The sequence below is a fragment of the Bradyrhizobium sp. IC3123 genome (genome assembly GCF_020193625.1).
Taxonomy (GTDB): Bacteria; Pseudomonadota; Alphaproteobacteria; order Rhizobiales; family Xanthobacteraceae; genus Bradyrhizobium; species Bradyrhizobium yuanmingense.
In genome coordinates, this window is the sequence record NZ_JADYVF010000025.1 from 1 (window position 1) to 13,298 (window position 13,298).

General features: G+C 65.5%; 12 protein-coding genes. 9 read left to right on the forward strand and 3 right to left on the reverse strand.

The genetic code is table 11. The features are described 5' to 3' along the window. The 5 genes from I6F20_RS36355 to I6F20_RS36375 all read left to right on the forward strand — a co-directional run. Positions 1-269 (forward strand): chemotaxis protein CheW (locus I6F20_RS36355; protein ID WP_225131134.1); only part of this gene is annotated, 269 nt, incomplete at its 5' end. Positions 270-300: 31 nt separating this feature from the next. Continuing rightward, entirely contained in the window at positions 301-687 is a 387-nt protein-coding gene (locus tag I6F20_RS36360; protein ID WP_036015905.1) for a response regulator, read from the forward strand. Positions 688-746: 59 nt separating this feature from the next. Next, positions 747-1,625 (forward strand): CheR family methyltransferase, encoded by an 879-nt coding sequence (locus tag I6F20_RS36365; RefSeq protein ID WP_036015907.1) that lies wholly within the window; start codon positions 747-749, stop codon positions 1,623-1,625. 2 nt (positions 1,626-1,627) lie between these two features. After that, the gene (locus tag I6F20_RS36370) at positions 1,628-1,945 is read left to right on the forward strand and encodes a hypothetical protein (protein WP_036015908.1); all 318 of its coding nucleotides are present in this window, start codon (positions 1,628-1,630) and stop codon (positions 1,943-1,945) included. A 141-nt stretch (positions 1,946-2,086) separates the two neighbouring features. Further along, complete coding sequence (locus tag I6F20_RS36375; RefSeq protein WP_036015910.1) at positions 2,087-2,590, forward strand: response regulator; 504 nt, start codon at positions 2,087-2,089, stop codon at positions 2,588-2,590. Between the two features lie 21 nt (positions 2,591-2,611). Here I6F20_RS36375 and I6F20_RS36380 read toward each other — a convergent pair whose 3' ends face one another. Further along, a complete protein-coding gene (locus tag I6F20_RS36380) occupies positions 2,612-2,914 on the reverse strand; it encodes a hypothetical protein (protein WP_036015912.1) in 303 nt (100 codons plus the stop codon). A 149-nt stretch (positions 2,915-3,063) separates the two neighbouring features. On the opposite strand from I6F20_RS36380, the gene I6F20_RS36385 reads away from it, so the two are divergent. Further along, positions 3,064-3,699: a response regulator transcription factor gene (locus I6F20_RS36385; protein WP_026202588.1), complete on the forward strand. Its 636-nt coding sequence runs from the start codon at positions 3,064-3,066 to the stop codon at positions 3,697-3,699. Positions 3,700-3,874: 175 nt separating this feature from the next. Here I6F20_RS36385 and I6F20_RS36390 read toward each other — a convergent pair whose 3' ends face one another. Both I6F20_RS36390 and I6F20_RS36395 read right to left on the reverse strand, forming a co-directional pair. Next, on the reverse strand, positions 3,875-7,393 hold the full coding sequence (locus I6F20_RS36390; RefSeq protein WP_518513087.1) for a PAS domain S-box protein: 3,519 nt from the start codon (positions 7,391-7,393) through the stop codon (positions 3,875-3,877). Positions 7,394-7,457: 64 nt separating this feature from the next. Further along, on the reverse strand, positions 7,458-7,877 hold the full coding sequence (locus I6F20_RS36395; protein WP_225131138.1) for a response regulator: 420 nt from the start codon (positions 7,875-7,877) through the stop codon (positions 7,458-7,460). A 384-nt stretch (positions 7,878-8,261) separates the two neighbouring features. Between I6F20_RS36395 and I6F20_RS36400 the strand changes: the two genes are divergently transcribed. From I6F20_RS36400 to I6F20_RS36410, 3 genes are all read left to right on the forward strand, one after another. Beyond that, positions 8,262-10,442, forward strand: coding sequence for a HAMP domain-containing methyl-accepting chemotaxis protein (locus tag I6F20_RS36400; protein ID WP_225131146.1), 2,181 nt, complete (start codon positions 8,262-8,264; stop codon positions 10,440-10,442). Positions 10,443-10,703: 261 nt separating this feature from the next. Beyond that, positions 10,704-12,437: an L-arabinonate dehydratase gene (araD, locus tag I6F20_RS36405; protein WP_225131148.1), complete on the forward strand. Its 1,734-nt coding sequence runs from the start codon at positions 10,704-10,706 to the stop codon at positions 12,435-12,437. Between the two features lie 122 nt (positions 12,438-12,559). After that, the gene (locus I6F20_RS36410; RefSeq protein WP_225131150.1) at positions 12,560-13,279 is read left to right on the forward strand and encodes a ribonuclease activity regulator RraA; all 720 of its coding nucleotides are present in this window, start codon (positions 12,560-12,562) and stop codon (positions 13,277-13,279) included. The last annotated feature ends 19 nt before the right edge of the window (positions 13,280-13,298 follow it).

Below are 13,298 nucleotides of genomic sequence, written 5' to 3' on the forward strand. Positions count from 1 at the left end.
CGCGCCTCGGCCTGCCCAAGGACGAGGACGGCAAGACCGCGATGGCGGTCGGCGTCGACCTGCGCGGCGAATCCTATGGCCTCCTGATCGACCAGATCGGCGAGGTGCTGCGCCTGCCCGAGGACGGTAAGGAAGAAAACCCCGTCAACCTCGACCCCCGCATGGCCAAGCTCGCCGGCGGCGTCCACCGCCTCGACGGCCAGCTCATGGTCGTCCTCGACGTCGACCGCGTCCTCGAGCTCGAAACCAAGACGCAAATGGCCGCCTGAGCCGACGAAACATCGAAGCCGGAGAACAGAAATGAAGACGTGTTTGGTGGTCGATGATTCCAGCGTGGTGCGCAAGATCGCGCGCCGGATCCTGGAAGGTCTGGAGTTCGAGGTCACCGAGGCCGAAGACGGCTCGAAGGCGCTCGAGATCTGCCAGCGGCAGCTGCCCGACGCGGTGCTGCTCGACTGGAACATGCCGGTCATGGACGGCTTCGAGTTCATGGGCCACATGCGCCGCCTGCCAGGCGGCGACCAGCCGAAAGTGGTGTTCTGCACCACTGAGAACAACGTGGCTCATATCGCTCAGGCGCTCAGCGGCGGTGCCAACGAGTACATCATGAAGCCCTTCGACAAAGACATCATCGCCGACAAGTTCGCTGAAGTTGGTTTGATCCCGGTCGGACAAGTCATGGTCTGAGTGTCAGGCCCAAAGCGCTTGGGCCAGAGTGTTCCAGTACAGCTTTCGAGAGGCCATCCGTGACCCCGACCGAGTATGAGTACCTGCGTAAGTTCCTGAAGGATAATTCCGGTCTCGACCTGTCCGCAGACAAGCAATATCTGATCGAAAGCCGCCTATTGCCGCTGGCTCGCAAGGCCGGGCTCTCCGGCATCGCCGAACTCGTGCAGAAGCTGCAAGGCGGCTCGCGCCAGCTGATCACCGACGTGGTCGAGGCCATGACCACCAACGAGACCTTCTTCTTCCGCGACAAGGTCCCGTTCGATCATTTCCGCGACCACATCATGCCGGAGGTCATCAAGGCGCGTGCGGCCAAGCGCAGCGTGCGCATCTGGTGTGCCGCCGGCTCGACCGGGCAGGAGCCCTATTCGCTGGCGATGTGCCTGAAGGAGATGGGCGCGGCCCTCACCGGCTGGCGCGTCGAGATCATCGCGACCGACCTGTCGCAAGAGGTGCTGGAGAAGGCCAAGGCCGGCGTCTACAGCCAGTTCGAGGTGCAGCGCGGCCTGCCGATCCAGATGCTGGTGAAATATTTCAGGCAGACCGGCGAGACCTGGCAGATCAATCCCGAATTGCGGGCGATGATCCAGCACCGCCAGCTCAACCTGCTGCACGATTTCGCCCAGCTCGGCACCTTCGACGTCATCTTCTGCCGCAACGTGCTGATCTATTTCGATCAGGACACCAAGATCAATATCTTCAACCGCCTGGCGCGCCAGATCGAGCCCGACGGCTTCCTGGTGCTCGGCGCCGCCGAGACCGTGGTTGGACTGACCGACACGTTCCGGCCGATTCCGGAGCGGCGCGGCCTCTACAAGCCGAATGATCCGCGCGCGGCCGCGGCCAAGCCGGTTCTCGCCGGTGCGGCGCCGCGCATGGCGGCGATGGCGGGACGATAATCATGGCCGAGGATGGCAAGGGCGCGGAGCGTGTGACCTTCAGCCGTGGCTATGATGTCTGCATCATGGCCATCGACGGCACCTGGCGGCGCGACTGCAAGCTCAACGCGATCTCCGACACCGACGCGGTTCTCACGGTGGAGGGCTCGATCCAGGGCTTGAACCTGAAGGAGTTCTTCCTGCTGCTGTCGTCCACGGGTCTCGCCTATCGTCGCTGCGAGCTGGTCCGTGTCAACGGCGCCGAAATGGACATCCAGTTCCTGCGCGGCAAGAACCGGAAGAAGCGCGGTGCGGCCGGTGGCCACGACGCCGCGGCCTGATCTCGCCGCCGCCGTCGCTGCGCTTTCCCGCACTTTGCTTCACATTTGCTGAACGTTTCCGAGTCAATTGCTCGCGGCAGCTTTACGCGGCTTCAGCGCGAGCCGTGTATCCATTGACGCTCTCAATCCCAGGATACGGCAATGCCCAGAAGTTCTCTTTCCCCGATCTCGTCAAACCTGCCCGACGGCGCCGAGCGGCGTGCACTTCAGCTCCTGGTGGTCGATGACGACGCCACGCAGCGCCGCCTGATCACGGTCGCGGCCAAGCAGGCGGGCCACGAGGTCACTGTGGCGCCATCGGTGGCGGACGCGATCGAGAAGCTGCGCGCCGCGCGCTTCGACTGCGTGACGCTCGATCTCGTGCTGGAGGATGGCGACGGCGTCGACGTGCTGCGCGAGATGGCGAGCGCGAAGTTTGCAGGCTCCGTGATCGTCATCAGCGGCATGGACGGCAAGCGCCGCAGTGCCGCCCGCAGCTTCGCCCGTTCGGTCGGCATCGAGCTCCAGAGCCTGCCGAAGCCGCTGGATCTCGCGGCGCTGCGCATCAGCCTCGCCAATCTCGGCAAGACCGCGATGGGCCTGCCGGCGATTCACACCTGGGGTGGTGTCGCCACCGACGCGATCGTGGAACGGCACCGCGCCTGAGCTTGCGGAGCCGCCATACGGTCAGACGCGGCTTCCGGCCGCGTTGCCGGATTCCGATAGACATTGCAGGGCGTGGCCGAGGCCCGCCCGGCAGACATTGAGGGCCGCGCTCGCGCTGGCGTAGCGGGGCGTGACGTCGTCGAGCAAGACGACATCTGCGGAACCTTCCGGATCGCTGCCGTGTTCTTGATCCATGGCTGCGGCGATCCGGCGCATGCTGGTCTCGATCTGTGCGATCAGTAAACGAAGGTCCGCCGCAATCAGCTCACGGCTCTCGACTTCGGACGTTGCGACAGGAGGCGGCGTGTCGGCCAAATTTAGCATGGATATTCTCCGTCCAATGCAATTAGGCGCCATGCCGCTACTTGTGCGTTAAGTCCATGTCCCGTACAAATACGGGTGGGCCGAATCCGCGCCGAGCGCCATAACGAATGGCGCGGACGCGAGTCCTTCATGCCAACCGGATGTGGCACATGGCCGAACAAAGCTCTCGCGGTGAAATCTTCGTGGTCGATGACGACCCTGCCGTTCGCGACACCTTGTCGATGGTGTTGAAGGCGGCGGGCTATGAAGTGATCTGTTTTGCGGACGGTGCAGCGCTGCTCTCCGTCGCGCGAAACCGCACGCCGGCTGCAATCCTGCTCGACGTGAATATTCCCGGGAAGTCGGGTCTCGACATCCTGAAGGAGCTGCACGGCGAGGATTATCCTGCGCCGATCTTCATGATCTCCGGGCAGGGCGACATCGCGATGGCGGTGGGCGCGATCAAGAGCGGCGCGCTCGACTTCATCGAGAAGCCGTTCCGCGGCAGCGAGATCGTCGGCCGTCTCGACGAGGCGATCGGTGCCTATGCACGCAGGCAGGCGGAGAACGCGTCGCCGAAATTCGGCTCGTTGCATTTCCCCGGCCGCGAGCCGCTGACGCGCAGGGAGCGCGAGGTGTTGGAGCAGTTCGCCTCCGGCGCCTCCAACAAGGAGGCTGGCCGCACGCTCGGCATCAGTCCGCGCACCATCGAGGACCACCGTGCCAACATCATGAAGAAGCTCGGCGCGCGCAATGCCGCCGACCTGATCCGCATCGTGATGACCGCGGCCCAGCGCGCGTCGTAACATGGTCTCGTGCCACGGCTCAGCAGCGCATCATGCAATGATGCGTTGCTGAGCCGGGTCCATCTCTCCTCACCGACGGTTTCGTAGCCCGGATGGAGCGCAAGCGTAATCCGGGATTTCGCGCGCCGCACGATTGTTCCCGGATTGCGCTGCGCTCCATCCGGGCTACGGGCCTTCACCCGCTCAACGCCTTGCGGATGATCCGCGCCAGATCCGATTTGCGATAGGGCTTGGCCAGCAACACCACGCCGGAATCCAGCCGGCCGTGATGGATGATCGCGTTCTCGGTATAGCCTGACGTGTAGACCACCTTGAGATCCGGGCGCGTCTTCATCAGCTCGTCCGCGAGCTGCCGTCCGTTCATCTTGCCGGGCATGATGACGTCGGTGAACAGAAGGTCGAACGGCTTGCCGGCTGCGACGATCGCGAGCGCCTCCGCGGCGTTCGCGGCCTGCAACGTGACGTAACCCAGCGAATGCAACTGCGCCAGCACGTAGTCGCGCACCAGCCGGTCGTCCTCGACCACCAGGATCGTCTCGTGTCCGCCCTCGATCGTCGCCGGTGTCACGCCCTCGCCGACCGCCGTCGGCGTCTTGCCGGGCGGCAGATACATCTTGATCGTGGTGCCGTGGCCCTCCTCGCTGTAGATCTTGATGTGACCTGCGGACTGCTTGATGAAGCCGTAGACCATCGAAAGCCCGAGTCCGGTGCCCTTGCCGGGCCCCTTCGAGGTGAAGAAGGGATCGAACACCCGGGGCAGCATGTGCGCAGGGATTCCGGTGCCGGTGTCGCTCACGGCGATCAGCACGTAGTGCCCCGGCGGCACGTCGTTGGCGCTGGCATAGACCTCGTCGAGATAGGCGGCGCCGGTCTCCACGATCAGCTTGCCGCCGCCGGGCATGGCGTCGCGCGCATTGAGCGCGAGGTTGAGGATCGCGGTGGTGAGCTGGTTGGGATCGACGATGGCAACGCAATTCTCGTCCTCGAACACCGATTCGATCTGGATCTGCTCGCCGAGCGTCGGACGCAACAATTTCGCGGTGTCGACGATCAGCGAGTTGATGTCGATCTCGCGCGGCTGGAGCGGCTGCTTGCGTGCGAAGGCGAGCAGGTGCTGGGTCAGGTCGGCGCCGCGCGCGGCGGCCTCGTCGATCATCTTGGTGATTGCCGCGAGCTGCGGCTCCTTGGCGACCGCCTCCGCGAGAATCTCGATGGTCCCGGTGATGACGGTGAGAATGTTGTTGAAGTCATGCGCCACGCCGCCGGTCAGCTGGCCGACGGCCTCCATCTTCTCGGCATGGCGGATGCGCTCCTCGGCGGCGATCTTGTCGGTGAGGTCGCGGTAGAAGACGTTGAACAGCAGGCCCTCGCGCCGCTTCAGCGCGGTGACGCTCAGCTCGGCCCTGAATTCCTTGCCGTCGCGGCGGCAGCACATCAGCTCGCGGCGGCGGTTCAGCGTCCGGCCACCCTCGTCTTCGAGGAAGCGTTTCAGGCCGGCTCGGACCCGGCCACGTTCGCTCTCGGCGACAATGAGGTCGATCGTGCTCTTGCCGAGCACCTCGTCGCGGCGCCAGCCGAACAGCTGTTCCGCCTGCGAGTTCCAGTTCAGGATGCTTCCGGTCTCGTCGGTCTGGACGAAGGCGTCGAGCGAGGTCTCGACGATGTTGCGGGCGAGCCGCTCGCTCTCGAGCAGCGATTCCTGCGCGAGCCGCGCTTCCGTCATGTCGCGCCCGACGAAGAAGAAGCGCTTGGCGCGCTCGGACCAACTGCCGAGCCAGGACAGCCAGACCTCGTGCCCGTTCTTGTGGTAGCAGCGGGTGTCGGCCAGCCTGACGCGCTCGCCGTGTCGCATCGCCCGCATCTCGGCACGGGACTGCTCCAGGTGATCGGGATGGATGAAGTCGGCGCCGCTGCGGCCGATCATCTCGTCCGGCCGATAGCCGAGAATGGTCTCGCTGCTCGGGCTGATCTGCGCGACATGACCCCGCGCGTCCATGACCATGATCAGATCCTGCGACGTCTCGAAGATCTGACGCCGCTCCTCGAGTTGGTGCTGCAGCGCCCGCTCGGCGCGCCGCGCCTCGGTCAGGCTGCGCGCGCTTCCGGACGCGCCGATGATCTCGCCCGACGGTCCCTTGATCGGCGACAGGCCGAGCGAAATCTCGACCGGCGTGCCGTCCTTGCGCAGGCGGACCGTCTCGAAGCGTTCGATCGGCTCGCCCCGCGCGATCCGCCGCAGATAGTCCTTGCCCTGTTCGCGGCGGTCGGACGGGACGATGATCGAGGTGGGCTTGCCGATCGCCTCCTCCGCCGTATAGCCGTAAAGGCGTTCGGCGGCCGGATTCCAGCCGGTGATGATGGCATCGAGCGTCTGCATGACGATCGCATCGTCGGACGATTCCACCGCGGCACTGAACAGGTTCTCGCGCGCCGCGTGATGGCTCCGCGCGGCCTCGGTGCGGCGATGCTCCTCGATCTCGCGTTCGAGCGCGGCCGTTTTCGCGCGCATCTCCTCCACCATCCGCGCAAAGGCCCGGGCCAGCACGCCGGTCTCGCCGCTAGCATCGACGGGGATCTCCGCGGGACGTCCGCTGCCGATGGCCTGCACCGCCTCCGTCAGACGCCCGATCGGGCGGGTCAACGAGCGCGCCAGCAGCACCGCGAGCGCAGCCGCGGCGAGAACAGCCAGCACGCCGACGAGCAGGGACGTTTTTTGAATGGCGGCCGGCACGCGGCCGAACACGGACGGGGGAACAGTCGCGACGATGGCGACCCATTCCTTGCCCGCAAGCGATAACGGCACGAATGCCGCGCCGCTCGTCCGGCCCGCCTCGTCGGTTGTGACCCGCGTGGCCACGTCCGACGTGCCGGCCAGTTCTGACAAGAACGGAAGGTCTTTGCGCCAATCGGTCGGATGGCCCCGCGATGACCCGAACTCCCGCGTCCGGTCGGGATGGACGAGATAGTCGCCGCGCGCATTCACGACGTAGATATCTCCGCCCGAGGTTGTCGCCGCGCGGACCCGCTCGAGTGCCGGGCGCATGTCGATATTGGCCACGATGATGCCGAACGGCTTGTCGTCGGCCGTGAACAGCGGCATCGCCACGCGCAAAGTCGGCGCGTGAGGCGCCGTCGTTCCCCCCTGACGGGTCGCGAGCTCGATGGGAGACACATAGATCTCGCCGGGCCCGAGCCGTATGGTTTCCTGGAAGTAGGCGCGGCCACTCTTGCGCTCCAATTCGCTGTCCGGAGCGATCCGGGCTGCTCCGTTGGGACCCGAACGATCGACGTGGACCAGTTCGCGCTGGTCGTTCTCGACGCCAATGATCCTGAACTGCCCGTAGATGGGTTTGGCGTCGATCTCGGCCGCGAGCCGGGCCGCGATACGCTCGCGCCAGGTCTGCTGCGAGACGCCGTCCACAGGATCGATCCCGCCGCCGGCATGAGCGCGGATCAGGCCGTTGATTGCCGCTGCGGCGCGATAGCCGACCAGATCGCCGCGCACGCCGGCAACGTAGGATTCTAGATTGGTTGCGAGCAGGCGCGATTGGGCTTCGACCCGCTCCAGCACCCGCGGAATGACGGCCTGTGTGGTGTTGCGATAGCCCAACCATCCGACCGCGGCCACGGTGACCGCAACCAGCAGGATCATCGCGAGGGCCAGCCGCGTGGCCAGCGTCGTTGCTGCTCGCATGGGGAGTTTCGCCGGACCTGCCGCAGCGCTGCGCCATTTTTGGCTTGCAGCAGAGGCGTTCTTGTCATCGGCGGCCGGAGCGGACATCGGACCCCTCTGGCGCGTCGGCCTTCAGGCAATCTGCGACCACGGCAAGCAGTGCATCGGGCCGGAACGGCTTTTGCAGGCTGGCCACGGCGCCGAGCTTGGTCGCCATCTTCAGGAAGTCCGGCTCCGCATAGGCATCCGGCGTGATCGAACGGCCGGAGATGACGACGATCGGAACGGCCGGGGCGAGCGCCCGAATGTGACGCATCGTCTCCAGTCCGTCCATGCCGGGCATGAAGATGTCGAGAAACAGCAGGTCGAACCGGCTGGCCTCGAACAGCGCCACCCCCTTGCGGCCATCCTCGGCGACCGTCACGTGATGACCCGCCCGTTCCAGCAGCAGCCGGATGGTGAACTGGACGGCCGGATCGTCATCCACGATCAGGATGTTGGCCACGCCTAAAATCCTCCGGCCGCATTTGGCGTTCCAGCGGCCCCAAATCAAAGCAACAAATGCGAAATTGTTGCGCGGATTCTGGCCGCGCTGCAAGCACTTCGCGTTTGCCGCGAATGCCTTCCTGGCGTGGCGACAGACGAGGCGCTGTGGCCGGTACGCACGCTTGCGTGCATATGCGATCCGGTCCGAACGCAATAAGTCGTTTCAAAGACAGGAGATATTCTTCTCGCCGTAGTTGTACGGAACCCGATCTTCACCGCGAATTAAAGAGGGCGAACTACTATCTCCGCGAGTTCCATCTCGGTACCTCGCGTATTTCAATTTCGGCATTCCTTTACCCGACGAAGCCGGTTCCCCCAACCGGCCACCAGCTCGAGATCTCTCATGTTCAAATCGATCGCGAACACCGGAATTCGCACCCGGCTGCTCGGCGGCTTCGCGTTGATCTGCGGCCTGCTCGCAGCGACCGTCATCTACACCGTCGCCGCCGTCTCGGACATTTCGTCGCGGATCAGGACAGTCGTGGATCAACGCGCGCCGGTCGCGATCGCGAGCACGGAGCTCGTCGGCAATCTCTATTCCACGCTTTCGACGCTGCGCGGCTATCTGCTGACTGGCGATGCGCAGGGCAAGCGCGACCGGGCCGCGGTCTGGGCCGAGCTGGATCGCACGGCCGCTGCAGTCGACCGCATGGCAGAGGGCTTTTCCAGCCCCCAGAACAAGACCAATTGGAGCGAGGCCAGAACGTTGATGGCGGAATTCCGCAAGGCCCAGGACAAGGCCGAAGCGGCCGCCTTCACGCCTTCGGCCTATCCGGCGAGCGAATTGCTGGCGAAGGAAGCCGCGCCGCTGATCTCGGCCATGTTCGCCGAGATCACCGGCATGATCGACGAGGAAGAGGCGCTGGAGGCGACGCCGCCGCGCAAGCGCCTGCTCAAGACGTTTGCCGATGTGCGTGGCAATCTTGCCGCCGCGGGATCTCAATTGCGCCTGTACGTTGCCTCGGGCGAGGCGGCCGATCGTGACAAGTTCGAAAAGCCGCTGGCGACCTTCAGGGCCGCGCTTGCGTCGGTCGGTACCCAGACCGATCTGCTCACCGCACGGCAGGCGACCGCTTATCGGGCCATCGTCAAGGCGAACGAGGCGTTCATACCGCTGCCGCAGAAGATCTTCGCCATCCGCCAGACGCCGCAATGGAATATGCCGGTCTTCATCCTGTCGACCGAGGCCGCGCCGCGCGCCGCCCGGATCCTCGACCTGCTCGACGGTCGCAAGGACACCGATGGCAAGCGCTCGGGCGGTCTCAAGAGCGATCAACAATCGAAGCTCGCCGACGACGCCCGCAGTGTGGCCGACGCAGTCGAGAGATTGCTCCTGCTGCAATGGATCCTGCTCGCCGCAGCGCTTGCGCTCGGGGCAACGATTGCGATCCTGGTTGCGCGCTCCATCACCCGTCCGATCATCGAGTTGGTGGGCGATTCTGCGCGCCTGTCCGGCGGCGACACCAGCGTCGAATTCAGGACGGCCGAGCGCGGCGACGAGATCGGCGTGGTGTCGCAGGCGGTAGCCAAATTCCGCGACAATGTGATTGCCCAGCAACGGGCGGCGGCGTCCCTCGCGCGCGAGGCGGAGGCACGCGAAGCGGCCAACCGCAACGTGGAGGGGGCGGTCGAGGAATTTCGCGCGACCTCGCGCGACCTGCTCGCCCTAGTCGGCGAGAATGCGGGCACCATGCGGCAGACCGCAGAGAGCCTCAGCGGCATCGCCAATCATGCGACGAGCCAAGCCGCGTCCGCAGCGACCACCTCCGAACAGACCGCGGGCAACGTCCAGACCGTCGCCGCGGCGGCCGAGCAGCTCGCGGGCTCCATCGTCGAGATCGGCCGCCAGATCGAGCTGTCCAACACGACCGTGCGCTCCGCGGGCGAGGTGACCGCGCGTTCGGAGAGTGAGATCGAAGGGCTCGCGCACGCCGCACAGAGCATCAGCTCGGTGGTCGACCTGATCCAGGCGATCGCGGCCCAGACCAACCTCCTGGCGCTCAACGCCACCATCGAGGCCGCGCGCGCCGGCGAGGCCGGTCGCGGCTTTGCCGTGGTGGCGTCCGAGGTCAAGGCGCTGGCCGAACAGACCCGCAAGGCGACGCAGGAGATCGCGCAGCACATTGTCGCGATCCAGAACGCGACCGGCAGCGCGGTCGCCTCCGTCAAGGAGGTCGCAACCGCCATGCGCCGGATCGACGAGGTGACCGCGGCGATCGCAAGCGCCGTGGAAGAGCAGGGGGCCGCCACGCGCGAGATCTCGCAGAACGTTCAGATGGCGGCGTCGGGGACACAGACGTTGGCGACCAGCATCGGCACCGTTTCCGGCGCCATCGCGAAAACCAATCGCTCGGCCGACGAGGTGATGGGTGCCGCGAACCACGTCGCGGGGGCGGCCGAACGCCTCGCCGCCGAGGTCCAGGCCTTCTTCGTCAGGCTGCGCACCGGTCCGATGGACCGCCGCAAGAGCGGCGATGCCGATTACCACGGGCCGGAACGGTGCAGCGGCCGCAACGCGGCCTAAAACGGAATGGGCTCCGGCTAATTCGATCGTCGCGGGAGCGGCGTAGGCCGCCTTCCGCACCCGGGTGAGGACAGATGTAGCCGGCGCAGCCGGTCGATCTACCCGCTGCGGCTGCACGCCAGCGCCCAAAGCTCCCCTTGCCCTCCTCGGCATACCTGCAGTCTTCACAGGCCTCTTGACCGAGATCATCATCCGGCTCTTTGTCGAGCCCTGATCTTCCGCGTGATCGAGCGGAATACCATCCAAAAATGGGGCCCCATCATGAAGAAGAAAACGCCCGACCAGCTCCGCAGCGCGCGTTGGTTCGCGCCCGACGATCTGCGCTCGTTCGGCCATCGCTCCCGCGCCATGCAGATGGGTTATGCGCCGGAGGAGTGGAAGGACCGTCCGATCATCGCGATCCTCAACACCTGGTCGGACGCGCAGCCCTGCCACATGCACTTCAAGTCGCGCGTCGAGGACGTCAAGCGCGGCATCCTGATGGCGGGAGGCCTGCCGCTGGAGCTGCCGGCGTTGTCGCTGTCCGAATCGCTGCTCAAGCCCACCACCATGCTCTATCGCAACCTGCTGGCGATGGACGCCGAGGAGCTGCTCCGCAGCCATCCCGTCGACGGCGTGGTGCTGATGGGCGGCTGCGACAAGACCACGCCGGCGCTGCTCCTGGGAGCAACCTCGATGAACATTCCGGCGATCTATCTGCCGGCAGGCCCGATGCTGCGCGGCAATTGGAAGGGCAAGACGCTGGGTTCCGGCTCCGACGGCTGGAAATATTGGGACGAGCGCCGCGCCGGAAAGATCTCCGACAAGGACTGGCTCGACATCGAGGCCGGCATCGCCCGCAGCTACGGCACCTGCATGACCATGGGCACCGCCTCGACCATGACAGCCATTGCGGAAGCGATCGGCATGACGCTGCCGGGCGCTTCCTCGATCCCCGCCGCGGACGCCAACCATATCCGCATGGCCAGCGAATGCGGCCGCCGCATCGTCGAGATGGTGTGGGAGGATCTGACGCCGAAGGTGATCCAGACCCGCAAAGCGTTCGAGAATGCCATTGCGGTCGCGATGGCGATGGGCTGCTCCACCAACGCCATCATCCATCTGATCGCGCAGGCCCGCCGCGCCGGCCAGGACATCGGCCTCGACGATTTCGAGACGGCCAGCCGCAAGGTGCCCGTCATCGCCAACGTCCGCCCGAGCGGCGATGCGTACCTGATGGAGGACTTCTTCTACGCCGGCGGCCTGCCGGCGTTGATGTGCCAGATCAAGCCGCATCTGCATCTCGATTGCGTCACGGTCACAGGCAAGACGCTGGCTGAGAACATCGAGGGGGCCGAGGTCCACAATGCCGACGTGATTCGCGGCATCGACAATCCCATCTACAAGGAGGGCGCGCTCGCCGTGCTCAAGGGCAATCTCGCGCCGGACGGCTGCGTCATAAAACCCTCCGCCTGCGCGCCGCGCTTTCTCAAGCACACCGGCCCCGCGCTGGTATTCGACGATTATCCCTCGATGAAGAAGGCGGTCGACGATCCCGATCTCGACGTCACCGAGGATCACATCCTCATCCTGCGCAATGCGGGGCCGCAGGGCGGACCGGGCATGCCGGAATGGGGCATGCTGCCGATCCCGACAAATCTCGTGAAGCAGGGCGTGCGCGACATGGTGCGCATCTCGGATGCGCGCATGAGCGGCACCAGCTACGGCGCCTGCATCCTGCACGTCTCGCCGGAATCCTATATCGGTGGCCCGCTGGCGCTGGTGCAGAACGGCGACCGCATCACGCTCGATGTCGCTGCGCGCACCATCAATCTCGATGTGAGCGAGGCCGAGCTCGCAAAACGCCGCGCCGCCTGGAAGCAGCCCGCGCGGCGCTTCGAGCGCGGCTATGGCTGGATGTTCACCAAGCACATCAAGCAGGCCAATGACGGCTGCGACTTCGACTTCCTGGAGACCGATTTCGGCGCGCCGATCGGCGAGCCGTCGATCTACTAGCACCTGTCATTCCGGGGCATCGCGAAGCGATGGGCCGGAATCCATAACCACGATAGGGAGTATGGATTCCGGGCTCGCGCCAAGTGGCGCGCCCCGGAATGACGAACGAGAGAGAGCACGACATGACCAAACTTTCCGAAGCCACCCGCACAAAACTCAAATCCGTCTCCACCGCCACCGTCGCGACCGCCTTGTTCAAGCGCGGCCTGCGCATCCAGATGATCCAGGACGTCCGCCCCTTGAGCCCGGACCAGCCGACCATGGTCGGCGAGGCCTTCACGCTGCGCTACATGCCGGCGCGCGAGGATCTCAACACCATCGACGTGTTCAGGGACCGCTCCCATCCGCAGCGCAAGGCGGTCGAGGATTGCCCGCCGGGCGCGGTGCTGGTGATGGACAGCCGCAAGGATGCGCGCGCGGCTTCGGCCGGCGCCATCCTGGTCACGCGGCTGATGAAGCGCGGCGTCGCCGGCGTCGTCACCGACGGCGGCTTTCGCGACTCCGCCGAGATCTCAAGGCTCGGCTTTCCCGCCTTCCACCATCGTCCCTCGGCGCCGACCAATCTGACGCTGCATCAGGCGATCGACATCAACGTGCCCATCGGCTGCGGCGATGCGCCGGTGTTTCCCGGCGACGTCATCCTCGGCGATGCCGACGGGGTCATCGTGATACCCGCGCATTTGGCAGACGAGATCGCCAACGAAACCTTCGAGATGACCGCGTTCGAAGATTTCGTCACCGAGGAAGTCGGCAAGGGCCGCGGCATCTTCGGTCTCTATCCCGCCACCGATCCGCGGACGCTCACCGATTTCGCGGAATGGCGCAAGAAGAACGGGAGGTAGCGCTCTCGTAGCCTGGATG

What these genes read in the sequence shown, in the direction of transcription:
- I6F20_RS36410 (WP_225131150.1), top strand. Translation starts at nt 12,560, where the DNA reads ATGACCAAACTTTCCGAAGCCACCCGCACAAAACTCAAATCCGTCTCC.
- araD (WP_225131148.1), top strand. Translation starts at nt 10,704, where the DNA reads ATGAAGAAGAAAACGCCCGACCAGCTCCGCAGCGCGCGTTGGTTCGCG.
- I6F20_RS36385 (WP_026202588.1), top strand. Translation starts at nt 3,064, where the DNA reads ATGGCCGAACAAAGCTCTCGCGGTGAAATCTTCGTGGTCGATGACGAC.
- I6F20_RS36400 (WP_225131146.1), top strand. Translation starts at nt 8,262, where the DNA reads ATGTTCAAATCGATCGCGAACACCGGAATTCGCACCCGGCTGCTCGGC.
- I6F20_RS36370 (WP_036015908.1), top strand. Translation starts at nt 1,628, where the DNA reads ATGGCCGAGGATGGCAAGGGCGCGGAGCGTGTGACCTTCAGCCGTGGC.
- I6F20_RS36360 (WP_036015905.1), top strand. Translation starts at nt 301, where the DNA reads ATGAAGACGTGTTTGGTGGTCGATGATTCCAGCGTGGTGCGCAAGATC.
- I6F20_RS36380 (WP_036015912.1), bottom strand. Translation starts at nt 2,914, where the DNA reads ATGCTAAATTTGGCCGACACGCCGCCTCCTGTCGCAACGTCCGAAGTC.
- I6F20_RS36390 (WP_518513087.1), bottom strand. Translation starts at nt 7,393, where the DNA reads ATGCGAGCAGCAACGACGCTGGCCACGCGGCTGGCCCTCGCGATGATC.
- I6F20_RS36375 (WP_036015910.1), top strand. Translation starts at nt 2,087, where the DNA reads ATGCCCAGAAGTTCTCTTTCCCCGATCTCGTCAAACCTGCCCGACGGC.